The sequence below is a fragment of the Aestuariivivens sp. NBU2969 genome (assembly GCF_019931125.1).
Classification (GTDB): Bacteria; Bacteroidota; Bacteroidia; order Flavobacteriales; family Flavobacteriaceae; genus Aestuariivivens; species Aestuariivivens marinum.
This window is the reverse complement of record NZ_JAIOUU010000003.1, coordinates 246,862-269,806: the sequence shown is the minus strand read 5'-3', so window position 1 is coordinate 269,806 and position 22,945 is coordinate 246,862. Positions and strand designations below refer to the sequence as shown.

At 32.4% G+C, this 22,945-nt stretch carries 22 protein-coding genes; 19 read left to right on the top strand and 3 right to left on the bottom strand.

Annotated features, from left to right (window positions below; genetic code table 11):
• Positions 1 to 3: 3 nt before the first annotated feature.
• The 7 genes from K7G79_RS04245 to K7G79_RS04215 all read left to right on the top strand — a co-directional run bounded on the left by K7G79_RS04245 (position 4) and on the right by K7G79_RS04215 (position 7,835).
• Entirely contained in the window at positions 4 to 1,305 is a 1,302-nt protein-coding gene (locus K7G79_RS04245; protein WP_223549461.1) for an O-antigen translocase, read from the top strand.
• A gap of 60 nt (positions 1,306 to 1,365) precedes the next feature.
• Positions 1,366 to 1,554 (top strand): hypothetical protein, encoded by a 189-nt coding sequence (locus K7G79_RS04240; protein ID WP_223549459.1) that lies wholly within the window; start codon positions 1,366 to 1,368, stop codon positions 1,552 to 1,554.
• A gap of 5 nt (positions 1,555 to 1,559) precedes the next feature.
• Entirely contained in the window at positions 1,560 to 2,942 is a 1,383-nt protein-coding gene (locus K7G79_RS04235; RefSeq protein WP_223549458.1) for a class I SAM-dependent methyltransferase, read from the top strand.
• Positions 2,943 to 3,328: 386 nt separating this feature from the next.
• Positions 3,329 to 4,447, top strand: coding sequence for a sulfatase-like hydrolase/transferase (locus K7G79_RS04230; protein ID WP_223549456.1), 1,119 nt, complete (start codon positions 3,329 to 3,331; stop codon positions 4,445 to 4,447).
• A gap of 24 nt (positions 4,448 to 4,471) precedes the next feature.
• Positions 4,472 to 5,416, top strand: a complete 945-nt coding sequence (locus K7G79_RS04225) for a FemAB family protein (RefSeq protein WP_223549454.1) — start codon at positions 4,472 to 4,474, stop codon at positions 5,414 to 5,416.
• A gap of 29 nt (positions 5,417 to 5,445) precedes the next feature.
• Positions 5,446 to 6,516, top strand: coding sequence for a DegT/DnrJ/EryC1/StrS family aminotransferase (locus K7G79_RS04220; RefSeq protein ID WP_370634190.1), 1,071 nt, complete (start codon positions 5,446 to 5,448; stop codon positions 6,514 to 6,516).
• Between the two features lie 23 nt (positions 6,517 to 6,539).
• A complete protein-coding gene (locus K7G79_RS04215; protein WP_223549450.1) occupies positions 6,540 to 7,835 on the top strand; it encodes an O-antigen translocase in 1,296 nt (431 codons plus the stop codon).
• An 18-nt stretch (positions 7,836 to 7,853) separates the two neighbouring features.
• Here K7G79_RS04215 and K7G79_RS04210 read toward each other — a convergent pair whose 3' ends face one another.
• Positions 7,854 to 8,987 carry a glycosyltransferase gene (locus K7G79_RS04210; protein ID WP_223549448.1) on the bottom strand — a complete coding sequence of 378 codons (1,134 nt, stop codon included), beginning with the start codon at positions 8,985 to 8,987 and terminating at the stop codon, positions 7,854 to 7,856.
• Between the two features lie 50 nt (positions 8,988 to 9,037).
• On the opposite strand from K7G79_RS04210, the gene K7G79_RS04205 reads away from it, so the two are divergent.
• Positions 9,038 to 10,120, top strand: a complete 1,083-nt coding sequence (locus K7G79_RS04205; RefSeq protein WP_223549447.1) for a glycosyltransferase — start codon at positions 9,038 to 9,040, stop codon at positions 10,118 to 10,120.
• On the top strand, positions 10,117 to 10,527 hold the full coding sequence (locus tag K7G79_RS04200; RefSeq protein ID WP_223549445.1) for an FdtA/QdtA family cupin domain-containing protein: 411 nt from the start codon (positions 10,117 to 10,119) through the stop codon (positions 10,525 to 10,527). Before K7G79_RS04205 ends, K7G79_RS04200 begins: the two co-directional genes overlap by 4 nt.
• Here K7G79_RS04200 and K7G79_RS04195 read toward each other — a convergent pair.
• The gene (locus K7G79_RS04195; RefSeq protein WP_223549443.1) at positions 10,511 to 11,446 is read right to left on the bottom strand and encodes a glycosyltransferase family 2 protein; all 936 of its coding nucleotides are present in this window, start codon (positions 11,444 to 11,446) and stop codon (positions 10,511 to 10,513) included. The two genes, K7G79_RS04200 and K7G79_RS04195, sit on opposite strands and share 17 nt — an antisense overlap.
• A gap of 77 nt (positions 11,447 to 11,523) precedes the next feature.
• On the opposite strand from K7G79_RS04195, the gene K7G79_RS04190 reads away from it, so the two are divergent.
• The 4 genes from K7G79_RS04190 to murC all read left to right on the top strand — a co-directional run bounded on the left by K7G79_RS04190 (position 11,524) and on the right by murC (position 15,491).
• Entirely contained in the window at positions 11,524 to 12,048 is a 525-nt protein-coding gene (locus K7G79_RS04190; protein ID WP_223549441.1) for a DUF4136 domain-containing protein, read from the top strand.
• 44 nt (positions 12,049 to 12,092) lie between these two features.
• Positions 12,093 to 12,818 (top strand): SDR family oxidoreductase, encoded by a 726-nt coding sequence (locus K7G79_RS04185; protein WP_223549439.1) that lies wholly within the window; start codon positions 12,093 to 12,095, stop codon positions 12,816 to 12,818.
• A gap of 223 nt (positions 12,819 to 13,041) precedes the next feature.
• The gene (locus K7G79_RS04180; protein WP_223549437.1) at positions 13,042 to 13,992 is read left to right on the top strand and encodes a lipopolysaccharide assembly protein LapB; all 951 of its coding nucleotides are present in this window, start codon (positions 13,042 to 13,044) and stop codon (positions 13,990 to 13,992) included.
• Between the two features lie 143 nt (positions 13,993 to 14,135).
• A complete protein-coding gene (gene murC, locus K7G79_RS04175) occupies positions 14,136 to 15,491 on the top strand; it encodes a UDP-N-acetylmuramate--L-alanine ligase (protein ID WP_223549435.1) in 1,356 nt (451 codons plus the stop codon).
• Between the two features lie 137 nt (positions 15,492 to 15,628).
• Here the strand turns inward: murC and K7G79_RS04170 are convergent, their stop codons facing one another.
• The gene (locus tag K7G79_RS04170; protein WP_223549433.1) at positions 15,629 to 17,230 is read right to left on the bottom strand and encodes an arylsulfatase; all 1,602 of its coding nucleotides are present in this window, start codon (positions 17,228 to 17,230) and stop codon (positions 15,629 to 15,631) included.
• A 66-nt stretch (positions 17,231 to 17,296) separates the two neighbouring features.
• Between K7G79_RS04170 and radC the strand changes: the two genes are divergently transcribed.
• The 6 genes from radC to K7G79_RS04140 all read left to right on the top strand — a co-directional run bounded on the left by radC (position 17,297) and on the right by K7G79_RS04140 (position 22,926).
• Positions 17,297 to 17,995: a DNA repair protein RadC gene (radC, locus tag K7G79_RS04165; RefSeq protein ID WP_223549431.1), complete on the top strand. Its 699-nt coding sequence runs from the start codon at positions 17,297 to 17,299 to the stop codon at positions 17,993 to 17,995.
• An 85-nt stretch (positions 17,996 to 18,080) separates the two neighbouring features.
• The gene (locus K7G79_RS04160; protein ID WP_223549429.1) at positions 18,081 to 19,385 is read left to right on the top strand and encodes a polysaccharide deacetylase family protein; all 1,305 of its coding nucleotides are present in this window, start codon (positions 18,081 to 18,083) and stop codon (positions 19,383 to 19,385) included.
• Positions 19,372 to 20,064: a YjjG family noncanonical pyrimidine nucleotidase gene (locus K7G79_RS04155; RefSeq protein WP_223549427.1), complete on the top strand. Its 693-nt coding sequence runs from the start codon at positions 19,372 to 19,374 to the stop codon at positions 20,062 to 20,064. The genes K7G79_RS04160 and K7G79_RS04155 overlap by 14 nt, the downstream gene beginning before the upstream one ends.
• 39 nt (positions 20,065 to 20,103) lie before the next feature.
• Positions 20,104 to 20,670 (top strand): hypothetical protein, encoded by a 567-nt coding sequence (locus K7G79_RS04150; protein WP_223549424.1) that lies wholly within the window; start codon positions 20,104 to 20,106, stop codon positions 20,668 to 20,670.
• Positions 20,667 to 22,073: a DUF5723 family protein gene (locus K7G79_RS04145; RefSeq protein ID WP_223549422.1), complete on the top strand. Its 1,407-nt coding sequence runs from the start codon at positions 20,667 to 20,669 to the stop codon at positions 22,071 to 22,073. The genes K7G79_RS04150 and K7G79_RS04145 overlap by 4 nt, the downstream gene beginning before the upstream one ends.
• Entirely contained in the window at positions 22,063 to 22,926 is an 864-nt protein-coding gene (locus K7G79_RS04140; protein WP_223549420.1) for a hypothetical protein, read from the top strand. The genes K7G79_RS04145 and K7G79_RS04140 overlap by 11 nt, the downstream gene beginning before the upstream one ends.
• Positions 22,927 to 22,945 lie beyond the last annotated feature (19 nt).

The window sequence follows — 22,945 nt, the reverse complement described above, 5'->3', positions numbered from 1 at the left end:
TAATTGAAGAGACTATTAGCGTATATAAATAGCAAAGTTTTAGTTAAAATTGCATCTTTAAAAATGGTTTCGGTTTTTGTAAAGATGCTATCGGGTATTTTAACTTCAAAGGCTATAGCATTGTTTATTGGAGCTGAAGGTCTTGCACTTATAGGTAACTTAAGAAATTTTACGAGTTCCATTCAATCTGTTTCTACTGTTGGGGTATATAATGGGGCAGTAAAGTACATAGCAGATTTTAGGGAGGATGTGGTTAGGTTGGGTAAAACGATTTCAACGGTATTTTACTTGGGGTTTGTGGTTACGATTTTACTATCTTTCCTTTGCTATTTTTTTGCTGAATCCATTAACGACTTAATCTTTCCCGATTATAATAACTATGCCTATGTTATAAAGATTTTTGCCATTGTGCTTCCTTTTTATGCATTAAATATGTTTTCGTTTTCTATAATGAATGGGTTTGCCAAGTATAAAAATTTGATAGTAATCAATATCATTGGGCAGACACTCGGGTTATCGGTTGCATTGATTTTAATATATCAGAAGCGAATAGATGGGGCGTTAATTTCTGTTGCCATTGCCGAAGCGTTGATTTTTTTAATTACGTTGGTGGGAATTATAAACAGAAAGAGTTTATCAAATTTGATTCAGGTTAAAGAAATTAGCTTTTGGGTTATTAAGAAATTAAGCCCTTATTCCATGATGGCTTTGTTTTCAGCAATAATTTTACCCTTGGTTTTAATTGCTATCAGATCTTACATTATAGAGTATGTAAGCTATAAGGACGCAGGATTTTGGGAAGCCATGACACGTATTTCTAAGTATTATCTTATGTTTGTTACTGCGCTTATGGCATTTTATATATTACCAAGATTTGCTGAAATAGACACGGTAAAAGAATTTAGAAAGGAAGTATTTAATTTTTACAAAGCAGTAGTGCCCATGTTTGCACTGGGACTAATTCTTATTTATTTGTTGAGATCTGTGATTGTTACTGTTGTTTTTTCAGAAGAATTTGAACCGGTCGAGGAGTTGTTTTTATGGCAGCTATTGGGTGACTTTGTTAAGGTTTTGTCAACTGTTATTGCTTATCAATTCCTTGCTAAGAAGATGTTTTGGCATTACATTGTCACTGAAGCCTTTTTGGTAATTATCCTATATGTAACTAGTATTTATTTTATAAAGCTATTTGGAGTAGAAGGTGCCGTTATTGGTCATTTAGTAAGCTATACAATGTATTTTGGTTTGATATTGCTTATTTTCGGAAGTTCGTTGTTTGGAGTGGATAATCAGAGGGTTGAGTAGTAACGTTTATACTATTTTATAAAAAAGGTTCCATTAATTATAAGTTGAAAATATTAAATTATGAATTTTCTTTATTTTGATCCGGGTTTAGGAGCTATGATTATTCAAGCTATTGTGGCTGCTGTAGCAGGAGTTTTGTTGTTTTCAAAAAATTTAGTTTATAAAATGAAGCTGTTTTTTGGTTTGGCTAAAGAGAAAAATGCGCTTAATGACATTGATGTTACAGATAGTGATATAGAAAAAAAGTAAAAAGAGTGAATAATAGAAGTTTTCATTCAGCTTCATTTAGAGACCCGTCTGGTTATGTTTTTATTGAAAATGGTCTTATAAAACGTTGTATCAATCCTATTTACTTCAAACAGTACTTTAAATTTAAGGAGGAAGGTTTTTATAATAATTTATTCTCTGCAGGACTTTTAATTAGACACGAAGAAATTAAGGTTAATGATACAGAAATAATAATTCAGCCAGAACAAATTCCGTTTATTACTTATCCTTACGAATGGGGTTTTAATCAATATAAGGAAGCAGCACTTTTAACATTAAAATTACAGAAATATTGCTTAGATCATAATTTCACTCTTAAAGACGCATCTGCCTTTAATGTTGTTTTTCATAAAGGGAAAGCGGTTTTTATAGATTCATTGTCTTTCGATTTTTATCAGGAAAATAAACCTTGGCGGGCTTACAAGCAATTTATAATACACTTTTTGGGACCTTTGGTTTTAGCAAAATATATTGGGCCTAAAGCTTTGGGTTTAATGGTGGATTTTATTGATGGAATACCCTTGAATATGTTATCTTCAATGTTGCCATTAAAAACGAAATTAAACCCTTTTTTGTATTCAAATATACATTTATTGGCAAAGTTTGAAAGCAAGCATAGTGAAGATTACAAAGGAAAAATAAAAGAAGCCAAGCTCTCAAAAAAAGCCCAACTAAATATAGTAAAAGGTTTATTCGATTACATAAATAACTTTCAGATTGAGACGGATAGTGAGTGGGGAAATTATTATTCTAAAACAAATTACTCGGAATCAAGCTTTATATTAAAATCGAAGCTTGTAGATAAATGGGTGAATAAGTTAGGGGCAGAAACATTAGTTGATATAGGAGGTAATGACGGTACTTTTGTTCGAAGAATAAATAGAAAATTGAAAACAGCACTTGTTTGTGACATAGATAATAATGCGGTTGATTTAAATTTTAAATTGGTAAAAGCTAATCAAGAAAAATACATATTACCCTTAGTTATAGATGTGTTAAATCCGTCTCCTTCTATAGGGTTTAATAATACCGAAAGAGCTTCTTTTTTAGAACGAATTAAAGCCTTTAGACCAGATGTTACAATGGCTTTGGCTGTAATACACCATTTAACTTTGTCGGGGAATGTGCCTTTTCTAAGGTCCGCTGAGTTTTTGGCTTCTTTTTCTAAATATTTGATTATAGAGTTTCCAAAGCGTGAAGATTCTTGGGTACAGCGCTTATTGAAAACAAAAGGGGAATTTGAAGATTATTTTGATTTTTATAATGTCAATTTCTTCGAAAAGAGTTATACTGTTTATTTCAGTATTTTGGAGAAAGAACTTATTGTCGATTCCAATCGCATCATGTATTTACTTAAAAGAAAGGAATGATAGTTAAAATTAGAAGTAGAATCATTTATTTTTTTGAAAAGGAAAAATTAAATCCTACAATTTCTGCGGTATCTGCAGGACTTTATCCAATATTATATTATTACAATTCTAATTTTACGTTGGTAAATTCATGGGAGCAATTATTTATGTTTTTATTGACATTTATTTTAATACCAGTGGGAGTATTTAACCTTTTAGCTAGATTTAGTAAAAAGTATTTGTCTGTAAAACAATATGAATATGTTGTTCCAATTCTAAATATCTGCCTTTTTATATTTTTAATTACTTTAAGTATATATGGTCTTAAGTTAAAAATTTTGCTAATCGCAATTATATTGGCTTTGTTTATTGCGATACTTATAAAGAAACATTTTGAAAAAATAGTAATGCTACAACTAATAATGGCACTTATTGTTTTACCAATGTTGCTTCCAGATATAAATAAACAGTTCAATTGCAATAATGAATGGGCAATACAACCGGACTCAATTATTAATGTTGAATTTAAAAGAAAACCTAATATTTATATTATTCAGCCTGATGGTTACCCAAATTTTTCAGAGTTAGAAAGAGGTTATTATCAATATAACAATAGTGAATTTGAAGTCTTTTTAAAAGATAAAAAGTTTAAACTATATAACAATTTTAGAAGCAACTATTTTTCGACCTTATCTTCAAATAGCTCCATGTTTTGTATGAAGCATCATTATTATAATAACACTAATGGTAATTATAATAACACTAATAGTAGTTATAAAGAATTATATAATGCTAGAGATATTATTGTTGGCGAAAACCCTGTAGTAAAGGTTTTTAAGCAAAATGGCTATAAAACCAATTTGTTGCTAGAAAAATCTTATTTGTTACTTAACAGGCCAGAAATGGGTTACGATTACTGCAATATAGAGTTAGGTGAAGTGTCCTTTTTAGGAAAGGGTTTTGAAATGAATAAAGATATTTTACGGGATTTTAAAGAATGTATAATTAATAATAGTCAGCCAAATTTCTTTTTTATAGAAAAACTTCAGCCAGGTCATATAAGTACATATAAAAGCTATTCGAGTGGGAGAGATATAGAAAGAGTAAATTATCTTAATCAATTAGAAAAAAGTAATAGATGGTTAAAGGAAATAATTGAAGAAATAGAAGATCAAGATAAAAATGGAATTATAGTTATAATAGCAGACCATGGAGGATTTGTTGGTTTTGATTATACTATGGAGTGTAAAATAAAACAAACGGACCGAGATTTAATTTATTCTATTTTCTCAACAGCTTTAGCTATAAAGTGGGGTAAAGAAACGCTTCAAAAGTATGACGATCAATTAAAAACAAATGTTAATTTATTTAGGGTCTTGTTTGCTTATCTAAGTGAGGATGACAAACTATTACATAATTTACAGCCCGATAAGAGTTTTACGGTTATAGAAAAAGGAGCGCCATCAGGTATTTATGAATATATAAATGAAAAGGGTGAAGTTGTATTTAACAAAGTTTCAAATTAACTTTATTCATCTATTAAAACCGTAGTGATTTTATCAGTAAAAAGATATAAACCAGAATATAAGGCACAATGGGACCGTTTTGTTTCAAGTGCTAAGAATGCTACATTTCTTTTTTATAGGGATTTTATGGAATACCATGCGGATAGGTTTGAAGATTATTCGCTTTTGGTATACAAAAATAAGAAACTAGTAGCGCTAATGCCTGCCAATAAAGTAAGTAATTCAATTTATTCACATCAAGGTTTAACTTACGGCGGGTTAATATTGGAGAAAAAAACATCATTTCTAAAAATATCGGCCATTTTTGATTCCGTAATTAATTTTTTAAAACTTAAAGGATTTTCAAAGGTTTTTATAAAACAGATACCTGGATTTTACTGCTCGGAGCCGAGTTATGAATTGGGGTATTATTTGTCGAAAAAACACACCACATTTAATAGTGAAATGGTTTTTGCAATAGATTATAAGCTTCCTTTTAATATACATAAAACAAAATTGAAGCATTTTCGAAAAGCCAAAATTTATGATTTTGAAATAAAAGAAAATGATGAACTTTCTATTTTTTGGGATAGAATACTCAAAAAAAGACTCCTTGAAAAACATAATACAAAGCCAGTACATACATTGTTTGAAATAAATAACTTACAAAATGCTTTTCCCAATAATATTAAACAGTTTAATATCTATTTAGAAGGTGAAATATTGGCAGGTATAACCATTTTTGAAATGGGAAGTGTTGTCAAATCTCAATACGGTGCAACATCTTTAAAGGGAGAAAAATTTAGAGCATTGGATTATTTATTTCTACATTTAATTTATAAGTATAAAAAAGAAAATAAAGAATACTTTTCTATGGGAACTGTTGTTGAAAACAACGACAAGGGTTTTAGTTCGGGATTAGTTAAGCAAAAGGAAGAATTAGGAGCTAGAGTATATTTGCAGGATTTTTTTAGTTTGGATTTAGAATGATTAAGTTTTTAGATTTACATAAAGTGAACATGAGGTTTCAAAAGGAGTTTATGGACTCCTTTCAATCATTTTTAGATTCTGGAAACTATATTTTAGGAGATCAAGTAAAAAAATTTGAACAAGATTATGCTATCTACTGTGGGGTAAAATATTGCATTGGGGTAAGCAATGGGCTTGACGCTATAAAATTAATTTTAGAGGCCTATAAATTGCTTGGTAAACTAAAAGAAGGGGATGAAATAATTGTTCCTGCTAATACGTACATTGCTACAATTCTAGCGGTAAGTAATACTGGGTTAGTACCAACTTTGGTTGAGCCTAATATAGAGACTTTTAATATTAATCCTATCGAAATTTTAAAAGTGATAACTCCAAAGACAAAGGCTGTTTTAGGAGTTCATTTATATGGTCTCTTGTATGATGTTGAGGAGTTGGAAGTTTTTTGCAAGGCCCATAATTTATTGCTTATTGAAGATGCGGCTCAAGCTCATGGAGCAACACATAAAGATGGTAGAAAGGCAGGTAATTTATCAAATGCTTCTGCGTTTAGTTTTTATCCTACCAAAAATTTAGGAGCTTTAGGGGACGGGGGAGCTATTACTACCAATGACGCGGAACTAGATAAGACTATAAGAAGATTGAGAAATTATGGACGTATATCTGCTTATGAAAATGACATTAAAGGTTATAATTGTAGGTTAGATGAACTCCAGGCAGCCTTTTTAAGGATAAAGCTAAATCACCTGGATTTAGATAATGACAGACGTAGGAATGTTGCCCAATTCTATTTTAAAAATATTGATTCTAAAAAAATAAAACTTCCCAATTGTAATACATTAAAAGAGCATGTTTTCCATCAATTTGTAATTCGAAGTAAAGAGAGGGATATATTAAAGGAGTATCTGTTAGAAAAAGGAATCGAAACATTAATTCACTATCCAATTCCTATTCACAAGCAAAACGCTTACAAAGAATTGAATTGTTTATCATTGCCCATTACAGAAAAGATTAATGATGAAGTTCTAAGCCTGCCTGTTTATCCTACGCTTACAATGGAGGAACTCAAAAAGATTGTTAATGCCATAAATAATTATTGCTAAATTTAGCAACAGAAAAGTACATTTTGAAAGGCATAAAAAAGATCTTAATTAATAACCTCTTGTTTAAGATTACTTCTGTAAATACAGTGGTCATTTCAATACGGTTAATTATTTCTTTAATTGTTCAGAGAGTGTTGGCTGTTACTGTTGGAGAAGTAGGAATAGCCAAAATAGGTCAAATACGAAATCTTATTCAAATTATTACTAGTACCTCTTCTTTAGGCATGTTCAATGGTATAGTTAAATATGTTGCCGAACATAAAGAAGATAACAAGAGGATTGGCGATCTATTTTCAACTGCTTTTATTTTAGTGTTTTTGGGGTCTGTATTAACTAGTACAGTTATGTTATTTTTTGCCCTAACTATTAATGATATTTTATTTGTTGAACATGATTTTGTTTGGTTAATAAGGGTATTGGCATTACTTCCTGTTGTGATAGGTATCAATAGAGTTTTTTATGGAGTTGTTAATGGCTTTTCTGAATATAAGAAATATGCCGTAATAGATTTACTGAGTTACATATTTTCAGTGGCTCTCCTTGTTGTATGCTTGTATTATTATGGGCTTGAAGGCGTTTTGTTTTCTATTGTTGTAACACCCATTATTCAATTAGTTGTTATAGTCTACATTTTGGGTAAAGTATTAAAGCGTTATATTGATATTAGAAATTTTAGTTATAAAATACCTTTAGGTAAAGAGTTATTAGCGTTTATGCTTATGTCTTTTGTTTCTACGGGGCTGTTGAATTATATAGAATTGGATATAAGAACCATGATAACCAATAGAATAGATATGAATGAAGCAGGGTATTGGACAGCCATGAACTTTATATCTAAGAATTACATGGCTTTTTCCTCAGCTATATTTACACTATATGTTATTCCCAAATTTTCGAGGATTTATGATAGAAATGGGTTTTTAAAAGAAGTAATTAATATTTATAAAACGTTACTACCATTATTCGGTCTTGGAATGTTGTTGATATACATTTTTAGAGATTTTATTATCAATATCATATATCCTAATTTCGTAGGATTGGAGCCGCTGTTTAAATGGCAGTTAATGGGAGATTTTATTAGACTTGCCTCTCTAGTGATTGCTCATCAATTTTTAGCCAAGAAATTGGTTAAAAGCTTTATTTTTACGGAGTTGATTTCATTGGGCTTATTTTTTGTCTTTTCCAAGTATCTAGTAGATGTGTATGGAGCTACAGGGGTTGTAATGGCCCATTTTTATAGGTTCATTGTTTATCTTGTAGTTGTTATAATAGTAGTTTGGGGTAATTTTTATAAACTAAACAAAAATAACAATCCATAAACTCTAAAGCCATTAGTTTTATTTCCACTTAGAGATGTAGGTTTTTGCTATATTTATGTAATGGTGTTCTTTTTCAATAAATGCTCTGGCGTTTTTTGATATCTTTTTTATCTCTTTTGGATTTAATATTAACCACTCTAGCTTATCAGCTATTTTCTGATCATTGGGAAGAGCGTTTATGGCTACGGTATCTTCTTCAAGATTAAAATATTCCAACCATTCTTTTTCGGCACCAGTAAATACCACTTTCCCTTTTGCCATAGCTTCTAAGGCATTATAGCCTTGGTCATAAGCATAAACCTGATCTAGTAAGATATGCGCATTGTTATAGGATTTAATGTATTCTTTATATGGAAGGCTAACTACGGTAACTATATCAATTTTAGAAGCATACTTTTTTTTGATAATCTCTAAAGCCTTTTCAAAAATATCATTTCCTTTCTTAAAGTAATTATCCTTGTTTATTCCATGAAAAATAAGAATTTTTTCAGACAATTTAGGGGCGACTATTTGTAATTTTTCAATATTTATGGGGTTAGGAACCATGCCTAAATATTTTTCATTGCCCATAAGAGGTAGGTGGTAGTCCAAATCAGAAGCGATAATACCCTTGATGTTTTGATAGATATAATCGTGTAACTTTTTATAAGAAGAATCAATCCTATAAAATAGATGAGCAAACTGTTTTTTTTTAACTTTTTCTTCGAAATATGGAGTTAGTATAGAATATCTAAATTTCTTATCAAAGGCATATTTAACACTAATGTAATCTGTGCCACAGGACAGTAAATAAATTTTCTTATTGCTTTTGAATAGGAATTGTATAATTTCTCTAGCTGTTTTGGAAGTTGTTAAAAGTGGATTTTCATTTATCAATTGTACTACATCAAAACCTTTAAAAAGATGCTTGGATCTATTAAATTGATATTTCATTAAAACTGATGTAATGTTGATTTTAAATAAAAGATTAATTCCAATTTTGATTTTTTTTGAAAGTCCCTTGTTAAAGTAAACTTTAAAGTTAATGTCTACAACCACTTTTTTAAATCCATCTCCATAACCAACAACTAGAACTTCATGTCCTAAAGTTTCTAGACCTTCTTTTAAAGTATAATGTAATGTATTGTACTCTCCAAACAATAAAACTTTCATTTTTAGTATTTTTAGTGTTCATTTGTCGATAAAGATATTAAATTAACATCATGCCTAAAATTTGTATAGTAACTCTTTCTTTGGGAGGTGGAGGGTCTGAAAGGTACAGTGCTTTACTTTCAACTATGCTGTCCCAAAAAGGACATGAGGTACATATAGTCTCTGTGAAAAATTCTATTGAATATGAATTTTTAGGAACGCTTTTTAATTTGGAAAAAGATGTAAATGGAGCAATCAATGCAATTAAGAAGGCAAAAGCTCTGTACTCATATTTCAAAAAACACAATTTCGACATAATAATTGACAACAGAACTAGAAATCGTTTTTTTAATGAATTTGTCTGGTATCGTATATTATTCAGAAATTCTAAAACCATAAGTATTGTACATAGTTACTTTTTAAAGAATTATTTTCCAGAGAGTTCTATTTTGGTAAAAATTATATATAAGAAGGTAGATAAAATTATTGCTGTAAGTGACAAAATCAAGTTTGAAATTGAAAAAAAGTACGGATTTAAAAATGTTGAACGTATTTATAGTCCTGTTGATACGGATAGAATAAATGCTATTTCAAGAACTTATAAAAAGCAACCTAAAAGGTATATTCTTTTTTTTGGTAGATTGGATGATGATGTTAAGAACATCTCTTTCTTGTTAAAGTGTTACAAGAATTCGGATCTAGTAAATAAAGGAATTGATTTAATTATTTTGGGTAGTGGAAAAGATAAAGCGATGTTAAAGGATAAAGTGGAAAAGTTGTCCCTTTCAAACAGTGTGGTTTTTGAACCCTATCAATCAAACCCATATAGCTATGTTTTAAATGCATTATTTACAGTATTAACTAGTAGGTATGAAGGATTTCCAATGTCGATTATAGAGTCTTTAGCCTGTGGTACCCCAGTAGTCTCAGTAGATTGTAACTCTGGGCCCTCTGAGCTTATTAAGCATGGAGAAAATGGTTTGTTGGTCGAAAATTATAATAATGATGCTTTTTCTAAAGCTTTAAGTATGTTAGTTAATAACCAAGATTTATTTCTTCATTGTAAAAAAAATGCCAAGGAGAGTATAGAACATTTAAATATCAATGTAGTGCGTATGCAATGGAACAAAATAATACAAGGTCTTAATATATGAAAATTGAATTTTTAGATATCCCAAAGATAATAGACAGAGGAGGAAGAGGCAATCTGTCAGTTGTTGAAAAAAATACAATTCCTTTTTCAATTAAGCGTATATATTACCTCTATGATGTGCCTAGTGGTGCTACACGTGGCGGTCATGCCCATAAGGAGCAATCGGCTATATTAATAGCTATAAGTGGTAGTTTTGAAGTTATTTTAGATAATGGATTTAAAAGACAAAGAGTTATGTTGAATAGGCCTAACAAAGGGTTGCTTATTCCATCAATGATATGGAGAGAATTAGATAATTTCTCATCTGGAGCTATTTGTTTAGTGATTGCTTCCGATGAGTTTAATGAGGAGGATTATATTAGAAATTATAATGAATTCAAGAGTGTTATAATCAACGATAAATTGTAAATACGATTCCTGCTTTTTTTAACCGATGTTTTATTATAAGAAGTGTTTTAAGTATTATGGGAGGTAGAGTTAATAAAATTTTTGGTATTAGAGGAATGTAAGATTTAATATCGTTAAGCATTTCTTTAGATTTTAATAAATTACCTCCAACCCGATAATGTATTGCATATTCTAAACGATAAAGGTCTAAAAATTGTTTCAAACTTTTATTCCTTTTTTCTAGCTCTTCATATTTTTTAAAATCAACTAATTGTTTTGAAATAATAGGGGTTTTAGAAAGTGATGCTGGTATTTCAAACCTATAAATACAGGTTGTTTCATTAGAGATAACAACTTCACAATTAGCAGCAATTCTAATCCATAGGTCTAGGTCTTGTCCACTTGAGATAGTTTTTTCAAACCCCCCATACTCGTTGAAAGTATTTTTTGGTACTACTATAGCAGAGGTATGAGCAACCCTATCAACTAAAGAAGCTTTGAAAAAATCGGGGACAATACCTCTATAATCTTTATCGATAAAACCTCCAAAGTCATGTTTAACCATTCGTTTTTTTGAAATCTTGGTTTTATATCTACTGCAGAACAACCCCGCTTCCGGAAAAGTTTCAATTAGCTTTTTAAGCTCTTCTAAATGATTTTTATACCAGATGTCATCAGCATCGAGTAATGCGATAAACTCAGATTGTGCTTGCTCAATGCCGTTGTTTCTGGCAACGGAAGCGCCCTGATTTATCTGATTAAAAATTTTAATTCGTTGATCTTTAAAACTAGAAGCCATTTCCAAACTCCCATCTGTACTGCCATCGTTAACAATAATCACTTCAAAGTCCTCAAATGTCTGGTTGAGCACACTGTTTAAGGTGTCTGCTATATAAGCTTCTTTGTTATAAAGCGGTATGACTACTGAAAAAAAAGGCATGGGTATACGACTTATCTAGCAAAAATAATGTTTTCAGCTTGTTGGAATAATTTTTGATTAACTTTATAAAAAAAAAGATGAATATATTGCGATTTCTAGTGTTATTATTGTGTGTTGTGTCTTGTGCACCAATTTATGTTAATTACGATTTTGAAAAAGATACTAATTTCTCTAAATACAAAACCTATAACTACTATAGCGATATGCAAACAGGTTTGAGTGAACTGGATACTAAGCGGTTATTGGATGCTCTTGATTTACAAATGAAAGCACATGGATTCTCATTATCCGAGACACCAGATTTTTTCATCGATATTAAAAGCAACGAATTCCAGCAGGCACAAAGAAGCACCGTAGGTGTAGGCCTTGGCGGTGGTGGTCGAAATGTAGGCGGCGGTATCTCCATAGGTTTGCCTGTAGGACAGGCCAATATTAACCGACAGATTACATTCGATTTTGTTGATGAGAAGAATAACAAAGGTCTGTTTTGGCAGGCGGTGAGCGAGTCTAGTTTTAATCCTAATGTCTCGCCAGAAAAAAGGGAAGTCCACCTCAATAGCATTGTAAAAAAAGTGTTAAGCAAATACCCGCCAAAGTCTTAAAACTTCAACTTCATTTTTCGTAGCTTTACCAAAAGCATAATCCAATGAAATCATTACAAAATAAAGTAGCTCTTATTACTGGAGGATCAAAAGGAATAGGGTTTGGCATAGCCCAAGCCTTATTGGAACAAGGCATTAAGGTAGCGGTTACCAGTAGAAGCGAAGCATCTGCTAAAGAAGCTGCTCAAGAGTTGAATGCTAATAATAGTTGTAATGCAACTGCCATGGGAATTCAAGCTGATGTGAGAAATTTTAAAAGTCAGCAGGAAGCGGTGAAATTGGTTTTAGAAACATTTGGTCAACTGGATATTGTTATTGCCAATGCCGGGTTAGGGTATTTTGCGAGTATTGAGGATTTAACACCACAACAATGGCAAGACACTATCGATACCAATTTAACGGGTGTGTTTTATACCATAAAAGCTTCGGTTAATGCCTTAAAACAGTCTAAAGGGTATTTTATTACCATTTCCAGTTTGGCGGGCACTAATTTTTTTGCAAAGGGATCGGCCTATAATGCCAGTAAATTTGGACTAACTGGTTTTACCCAAGCTGTGATGTTGGATTTGAGACAACATGATATAAAAGTGAGTACCATCATGCCAGGCTCGGTTTCAACACATTTTAACGGTAATACTCCAGACGATTCCGATGCTTGGAAAATCCAAATAGAGGATATAGGCGAATTGGTGGTCGATTTGATTAAAATGAATCCGAGAACTTTACCGAGTAAAATAGAAGTGCGTCCAAGCAAACCACCAACAAAATAATTTTATTCTACAGTTATACGTGTGCCTTCACTATGACTACTAAACTCGGGAACATACATGCTTTAAATGGTGGTAAAGCCATTGCTCATATTACCGGCATAGTTAACCCGTAAATTATATCCAAGAACAGAATAAATACCTAATAATTACTATTGGTTGAGTAAAGTTGATCATTTTTTAAGTCAAGTAGAAAGATTAACTTTGCTTTTTCGACCTATATGCTATGAATAAATTTTTAGTTTTTCTTCTTTTTCCTATTCTTATGTTTGGGCAATTGGATGTTAAAAACATTACTACCCTTTTTAAGGGTCAACAATATCTCCAGGCAGAAAAAGTAATCATAGATTTTTTGACAAACCACCCTAACCATTTACAAGCTATTGAGTTATTGGGAGATGCGTATGGGCACCAAAAGAAATGGGACCAAGCTATTGTTCAGTACAAAAGGTTGTTGGAGGTCAATGCCTTGGAGGCCAATTACCATTATAAATACGGTGGTGTTTTGGGGATGAAGGCCTTGGAAAACAAGCTTAAATCTTTGGGTTTTATAGGAGATATTAAGGCATCATTTTTAAGGGCGGCCGAGTTGGATCCCAACCATATTGAAGTCCGTTGGGCTTTAGTAGAATTGTACATGCAATTACCCGGCATCTTAGGGGGTAGTAAAAGTAAATCCTTAACATTTGCTGAGGAATTGGAAAACCTTTCAACTGTAGATGGGTATCTGGCCAAGGGCTATATTTATGAGTATGACGACGAACCCGAATTGGCTGAAAAATATTATAGATTAGCCATTAATGTTGGAGGTTCACTAACCTGTTTTTCTATACTTACCTCGTTTTACGAAAGTACAGATAAACCAGATAAGGCGATTAAAACTGTTGAAGATGCCCAACAAAAATACAATCGTAATGCTTTACATTACCAAATTGGTAAAATTGCTGCCGAATATAATGTACAGCTCCAAAAAGGCGAGCAATGCTTAAAGGCTTTTATTGAAAATTATTCGATACAAGACGGTGTTCCAAAAGCTTGGGCGCATTACCGATTGGCACAGATCCATATGCACAAAAAGAATAAACAGGAAGCTCTAAAATATATAGATTTAGCTTTGGCCGAACTTCCAAAAATAAAACCCTTTAAAGTATATCGGGAAAAAATTATGCAGCTTTAGTTGTAATCTTGAACATATATTTAGGTCATCTAAACACATGATATAATAAAGCTAAGGGTAGGTAGAGGTTTCTGTATATCTCGGTGAAATAACTTCTATACAAATAATTTGGAATTTGATATTTGGAATTTGATATTTGCTTTATGAACGTACATTTTATTGCTATAGGTGGTGCGGCTATGCACAACTTGGCATTGGCCCTACACAATAAAGGATATCGGATTACGGGAAGTGACGATACTATTTTTGAGCCTTCTAAATCCAGACTGGAAGCCAAGGGGCTATTACCTAATACGTTTGGGTGGTTTCCGGAAAAAATCACTAAAGAGCTTGATGCCGTTGTTTTGGGAATGCATGCCAAAGCCGATAATCCAGAATTGTTAAAGGCTCAAGAATTGGGTTTAAAAGTGTATAGTTACCCTGAATTTTTATATGAGCAATCCAAGAACAAAACCCGTGTGGTTATAGCCGGTAGCCATGGTAAAACAACTATAACCTCAATGATTTTGCATGTTATGCAGTATCATGATCGTGATGTAGATTATATGGTTGGTGCCCAATTGGAAGGCTTCGATGTTATGGTCAAACTTACTGAAGATGCCGATTTTATGGTCTTGGAAGGCGACGAATATTTAAGTTCCCCGATAGATAGACGCCCCAAGATTCATTTATACAAACCTAATATAGCATTATTGAGTGGTATTGCTTGGGATCATATTAATGTGTTTCCAACGTTCGAAAATTATATAGAGCAGTTTAAAATATTTGTAGATTCCATAGTTAGTGGAGGCAGTATTAATTACAATGAAGAAGACCCTGAGGTAAAGCATGTGGTAGAAGCAAGTGATAATACTGTTCGAAAGATCCCATACCATACTCCGGAATATACTGTTGAAAAAGGACAAACTTTGTTGGCGACCCCTGATGGTGATCTGCCCATTGAAATTTTTGGTAAGCATAACCTAAATAATCTTGCAGGTGCCAAATGGATTTGTCAGCATATGGGTGTAGACGAAGATGATTTTTATGAAGCCATTGCGACCTTTAAAGGAGCGAGTAAACGTTTAGAAAAGATAGCGGAAAGTAAAGCAAGTGTAGTCTTTAAGGATTTTGCGCATTCCCCCAGTAAGGTGCAGGCCACAACCCAAGCCGTAAAAGAACAATATCCAAACAGAACTTTGTTGGCTTGCTTGGAATTACACACCTATAGCAGCCTGAATGCCGAATTTTTAAAGGAATATAAAGGTGCTTTAGATGCTGCCGATATGGCTGTGGTATTTTATTCACCCCATGCCGTTGAAATTAAAAAATTGGAGGAAGTAACCCTAGAGCAAATTGCCGAGGCGTTTCAACGCGACGATTTAATGATTTACACCAACCCTAAAGATTTTAAAGACTTTTTATTTTCTCAAAAATTTAGAGATAAGGCACTACTTTTAATGAGTTCGGGAAATTATGGTGGATTGGATTTTGAGGAGGTAAAAAGACTGATCAAATAACATTGTCTTTATTATATTAAAGCTATCTATTAATGTAGAGAGGTACTAAATGATAAATCTTTAAAAAAATATGGATTCCTGTTTTTACTGGAATGATGTTTTTTTGTTGAAAACCAAAATTAAATCAAAGGGATTTATTAGATATTATCATTAATAAATTCTATTTGTTTCCACTCAAAATCAATAGGATCATTTTTTTGTGGGGTTCCAGGTGTGCTTCTGCCTTCGGTAATATATTTTGTGAGCAATACTTTTAATTCTTCGGCTTTTTCTTTGTTTGTTGCAATTAAATTTTGAGTTTCACTGGGGTCTGATTTTAAATTATATAACTGATTTTCAGGTAAGGGATCTATAGCTGCTTTGTCTGAAGGTCTAGGAAAACTCCATCCTCCAGATCCAGGACACATAATAAGCTTCCAATCGCCTTTTCTTATAGCAAAACTACCGTTAATAGAATGGTGTACTGTAGCTTCCCTAAAAGGGGGTTTAAGGTTTTTATCTTTAAATAGGGATAGCATACTATAACTATCCTCGGCTTCGTTGTCTTTCAATGTATAACCAGTTAGTTCGGCACAGGTCGCCATAAAATCGGTGGTGCAAATGGTTTCGGTTGATGTAGATCCTTTTTTGATGCCTTTTGGCCATTTCATTATAAAAGGTACGCGGTGTCCACCTTCAAAAATATCAGCCTTATGTCCTCTGTATATGGAACTGGGACTATGTCCCTTTTCTGTTAAAACGGTATAATCGGCTTGTGGTGAACAGCCATTGTCGCTAGTAAATATAACAATGGTATTATCCTCAATATCATTTTGCTTTAAGGTTTCTGTTAGTTGACCCATAAAGGCGTCGATCATCATTACAAAATCGGCATAAGGATTTATCCCACTTTTATTTTTCCATGCTTCGGAGGGTAGTATAGGGGTATGTGGTGAAGGTAATGCTAAGTATAGGAAAAAGGGTTGCTTATCTTTTGATCTTTTAGCAATGTACTTGAAGGATTTCCTAAAAAAGTTTGGGGTCACATCATCATGAATAAAGTCTTTTGATGTTGGGCCTTTACGCCACCACGAATATTTTCCCGTGTTTTCGGTAACCGAATCTGGAATCATGGTCGCTTTTCCATTTTCAACATAAACATAAGGTGCCATATCTAAAGATCCTGAATGGCCATAGGCATAATCGAAGCCCAAATCGTTTGGGCTATTGGTAATAGGTTTGGAAAAATCGATATTATTAAAATCGCCAGGATTCCAGCCCTCTCCAGAGGTATTGTCTTCATCTTTTAAGGCCCAATCCCAACCTAAATGCCATTTTCCAATAAATGCAGTATGGTAGCCTTGGGTTTTTAGCATGGAGGCAACTGTACTCCTAGAATTTGGTATTAAGGCTTTAGACTTACCTGTTAAAACACCACTTTTAAGTCTGCTTCTCCAATTATAGCGACCCGTTAAAATGCCGTAACGTGTTGGCGTACAAACAGCCGACGAAGTATGGGCATCTATGAATCTCATTCCCTCACTGGCAATTTTATCGATATTTGAGGTGTTAATTTTACTATCTGGATTGAAACTTGAAATATCGCCATAGCCTAGATCGTCTGCCAATACATAGATAATGTTTGGCTTTTTTACTTCTTTTTTAATAGGTTTAGAGCAGTTCAAACAAATTAATATAAATAATGAAGACCAAACAATTAGGCTGTATATATGTTTCTTAAAGTTGGTTATGAATTTCATTATAAAACGATAATTTAAACAATCTGTTTTTTTGATTTATAAAACTACAATATTTATATTTATAAAATGTCTGAAAGAAAACCCTCTTTTTCCATAAAACACTGGTCGCAAGATGATCAGCCCAGGGAAAAATTACTTAACAAAGGAAAAGCTGCTCTAAGTGATGCCGAGTTGGTAGCTATTTTAATTGGTTCTGGTAATAAAGATGAAAGTGCAGTAGATTTATGTAAACGTATTTTAGCCAGTGTTGACAATAATTTGAGTGAGCTAGGTAAGTTATCACTAAAGCAGCTTATGGTATTTAAGGGTATTGGTGAAGCTAAAGCCATAACTATAGCAGCTGCATTGGAATTAGGAAGAAGAAGAAGGGGAGAGGAAGCGCTTCAAAAGCAGAAAATTAATTCTAGCAAATCGGTCTTCGAATTGATGCAACCTGTAATCGGGGAGCTGGAGCATGAAGAATTTTGGATCATTTATTTAAACAATTCCAATAAAGTTATTCATAAACACCAATTAAGTAAAGGCGGGATTACAGGAACATTGGTCGATGTACGCTTGGTACTTAAAAATGCTCTTGAAGTTGGGGCAACAGGATTAATATTAGCTCATAACCATCCGTCTGGAACCTTAAGACCTAGTGAAGCCGACAAGCAAATTACAAAAAAACTTAAGACAGCTGCACAAAGTTTGGATATAAACGTATTGGATCACCTAATTATAACAGAAAAAGCATACTTTAGTTTTGCTGATGAGACCCTATTGTAAATCCCAATATTAAGGTGCCTAGCATTAAATTAGTAAAGTAATTGAGTTTGGAATTTAAAAATAAAAATTTGTTTATGTTTAACAGATGCTTTTAGTTTATACACATAGCATATCACCAAGATTAAAATATGTTTTTAAACATATCTGTACACGAATTTTAGGAATTGAAGTAGCATTTACTGCAAAGATAGAAGATTTTATTGCCCATGATGATGCAAAAATGTCTTATACCAGACAACAATTGGGTAATGAGTTTTTTATAAAAAGTCACGATATACTATTTGAACAAGGGATTACAGATATTGAAATTAATGTGCATGATTGGGAAAACACCAAGTGCTTTTTTTATAATGGTGACAAAAGTGCAATGCCATTCGATATTTTTGCTGCAGCATTTTATCTTTTATCACGGTATGAAGAATATTTACCACAGGTTCGGGATGATTATGGTCGTTTTTTAGCTACTGAAAGTATTGCTTTTAAATATGGGTTTTTGCATCAACCAGTAGTAGATATTTGGGCTTATAAATTCAAGGCTCAGATACAAAAACAATATCCAGATTTTAAATTCCCAAAAAAAACTTATGGCATAAAACCAATAATAGATATACCCAGTGCCTATAATTTTAGGCTAAAAGGTGTTATGCGTACCATAGGAGGTATTATAAAGGATGTTTTTAGTTTAAAGCTTAAAACGCTTTATAACAGGTTTATGGTTCTTTTTGGTTTTAAACATGATCCCTTTGATAACTACAAATACATTATTAACAAGCAAAGACAGACTAAATTTAAATTTCTGTTTTTCTTTTTGGTTGGCGGTTATTCTACATACGATAAAGGAACCAATCCTAACAATAAGGAGTTTAAATCTTTAATAAAGCATATTGCAGACTATTGTCATGTAGGATTAAAAGCATCGTATTTTGCTATTGAAAATAGTGCAATTTTAAAGAAAGAAAAACTACAAATGGAATCTATAATAAATGCCTCATTGGTCGCATCACGTCAATCGTATTCCAAACTTAATTTCCCCGAATCCTATAGAAATTTGGTAGAATTAGAAATAAAAGAAGACTATACCATGGGATATGTTAACCAAGTAGGATTTAGGGCAGGTTCTTGTACGCCATTTTTGTTTTATGATTTGGATTATGAAACACAAACACCTCTTAAGATAAACTCCTACCATATTATGGATTATGCCCTTTTAAAACACAAATCCTTATTGGATAAGAAAAAAGTTTTAAATGAGATTATTACTGAAATAAAACAGGTTGATGGTGAATTTGTACCCGTTTTCCATAATTATACATTTAGCAGTGTGTCCAGATGGAATGGATTTAAGGAACTGTTTAATAATATTCTAGATTCTGCAGATGGAAAAGCTTAAAGGTATAACCGACGTTTTTTTTGATTTGGATCATACCCTTTGGGATTTTGACAAGAATTCAGCCTTGACTTTCGATAAGATTTTTAAAATTAATAATATTAACATTGATTTAGGTGATTTTTTATCCCATTACGAGCCCATAAACCTTAACTATTGGAAACTTTACCGAGAGGAGAAGGTAGATAAGGCAACATTGCGTTATAATAGATTAAGTGATGCTTTTGAAGCAGTAGGCTATAAAGTTACTAAGGGAAAAATTAATAGCTTGTCTTCAGATTATATTACCCATTTAACTTCGTTCAATCATTTGTTTGAAAACACTTTTGAAATCTTAGACTATTTACAAAAAAGTTACAACTTACATATTATTACCAATGGCTTTGAAGAAGTCCAACAAGGCAAACTAACGAAGTCCAAAATTCATCATTATTTTAAAACAATTACAAACTCAGAAAATGTAGGGGTTAAAAAGCCTAACCCTAAGATTTTTAAGCATGCTTTGAAGGTTGCAAAAGTAAGAGCAGACCAAGCAGTAATGATAGGTGATAACTACGAAGCAGATATTCTTGGAGCCATTGATATTGGAATGGGCGCTATTTTATTTGGAACATTTAATGGTAATCTAAATGGTAAGATTAAACAAGTTGATAAATTAATTCATCTAAAAAAGTTTTTGTAACAATACTAAGTTCATAAAGTTGTTCGTTTTACTAAAGCTATGATAAAGAAATTTTTAAAGTATACATTACCCTTAATTGTTTTCTATTTATTCATGTCGTCCTGTACTAAACAGGTTGATTTTAATCAAGCAAACGACTTGGTTTTGGAGCCTATTGTGGCTTCCGATTTGATTTTTTTCAATGCTGATGCTACTGAGTTTTTTGTCGATAACACCGAATTGGTTACGGTTAAAGATTCGGTAATCATTGATTTGTTTAACCGTGATTTTTTTATGGACTATGTTGTAAAAGCTGAATTTGTTTTTAAGGTAATCAACTCCATAAATAGAAGCAGTAACGTAACCATCGAGTTTTTTGATATCAATAACCAAAAGCGACATGGATTTTCTTTAATGGCCTTAGCATCCCCTAACAATACAGATATTGTTACAACACATACTGAAATTTTTGAAAACCAAGCACTTGACGACTTAAAGGCTTCGAATAAAGTGGTGTTAACCATGCAGGTACTTGCTGGTGGAGACCCTTTAAACGATAATACCCCGGGACGTGTTGAGCTTAAGTCTAAAGGGTTGTTTTATACATCAATAGACGTTTCAGAATGAATAAACTGAGCGCTTTATTAGCCCTTATCAGCTGTTTGTCGTTTTCCCAAAACAAACAAATATTATATGGATTTTCAGATATACCTCAATCCCTTATGTTAAATCCAGGAGGTAAAGTTAAAAACAAAGGGTATCTTGGTTTTCCTTTATTATCTCACATCCATGTTAGTGCAGGAACATCAGGAACTACTGTTTACGACCTTTTTGCTGATGATGGCATCGACTTTAATGTAAAGCTCCAAAGAGCAGTGAACAGGATGAAACCAAATGATTTTTTCACGTTCACACAACAGCTTGAAGTGTTATCGGGAGGTTTTTCATTTGGTGATTTCAAGAGGAAAAATAAATATTTAAGTTTTGGATTGTACCAAGAAACCGATTTTATTTCCTATTTCCCCAAAGATATCGCTGTATTGGCTCTGGAAGGTAATGCCAATAACATTGGGGAGTTCTTTCAATTGAATCATGTCAGCTTAAGAGGGGAAGCGCTTTCAGTATTTCATGTAGGTTATAATAAGAAAGTAAATAGGAAATTTACGTATGGTGTTAGAGGTAAAATATATTCCAGCATAGCTAACTTCCATTCAATTAAAAATTATGGTGGATTTGTAACCCGACAAGGCGTTAATAATTTTTATGTCCATACTTTTAATCTTGATTTTGCGCTTCAAACTTCAGGAATAATTAGAGACGAGGATGAAGATTCTGATTTTTCAGAAAAAGATATTGTTAAAAGAACACTTTTTGGAGGTAATTTAGGCTTGGGGTTTGATGTTGGGGTTTCTTATAATATAACCAAGCAATGGACTTTTGATGCAAGTTTATTAGATATTGGTTTTGTAAGGCATAGTAAAGACATAACGAATTATGAAATTAAGGGACAATACGTATTTGAAGGTATAAATCCTTTATTTCCAGAAACAAATGAGGGTCAAACCGCAGAAGATTACTGGAACGAAGTAAGAGAAACTTTTGAAGATTTAGTAGATATTGATGAGACTACAACTAAATATACCACTTGGCGACCAATAAAGTTCAATGCCTCATTAAATTATGTCTTTGGAAAACAAAAATATGAAGATTGCGATTGTACCAGGCATGATGACGAATATATGAATGCTGTTGGATTACAACTTTATGCAATCAATAGGCCAAAGGGACCACAATCGGCATTAACGGCCTACTATTATCGACGCTTTTTTAAAGGGTTACGTGCAAAAGTAACCTATACAGTAGATTCCTATTCTTTTAGTAATATAGGGTTAGGTATGTCTGCTCATTTAGGAAGTTTAAATTTTTATGTTATGGCAGATAATTTTTTATCTTTAAAAAATATTTACAATGCGCAAAGTGCCTCTTTACAATTAGGTTTTAACTATATATTTAATAAAAATGAAGACTAAACTAATATTTTATGTACTTATCTGTTTGTTTGTTAACAGTATGTTTTCCCAATCCAACTTAAACAATTATAAATATGTAATTGTTCCGAAAAAGTTTGATTTTTTAAAGGAGGAAAATCAATATCGATTAAATGGGTTAGCTAAATTTTTATTTGAAAAATATGGTTTTGAATCAATAATGGAAGGTGAGGGTTATCCAGAAGATATGGTTGCTAATAGATGTTTGGCTTTAAAGTCTGATGTAATAAAAGATTCTGGACTGTTTAAAACAAAACTTAACATTATACTTAAGGATTGTAACGATAGAGTGGTTTACACTTCTCAAGTGGGTGAAAGTAGGGAAAAGGAATTTGCAAAGGCTTATAATGATGCTTTGAGAAAAGCTTTTGAGTCCTTTGAGAGTGTCAATTATAGCTATAGTCCAGATACATCTGTAGTCGCTACCACTACATCTACTCAACCTAAAGCTGAAACTAAAGCGGTTACTAAAGAAATTGAGGCGCTTAAAGCCGAAATTCAATCTTTGAAAGAAGAAAAGCAAGCTAAACCCACCGAAATTAAACAGGATGTACCTGAAGTTGTAGTAGTTAAAAAGCCTGTTGTAACAAAAAAACAGGTTATAGAAGTTCAGGAGGTCTCGAAAAGTATGCTATATGCCCAAGCTATCGAAAATGGTTTTCAGTTAGTGGATAGTTCTCCTAAAGTTATTTATAAAATTGTTGAAACGGGTGTAAACAATGTATTCTTGGTAGAAGGCATTAGTGCCATTATTTACAAAGAAGGTAATGAATGGGTAATAGAACAATTGGCGGGAAGTACACCAATCAAGGAAATATTGGATATAAAATTCTAAAATTTAAACTACGGTCTAA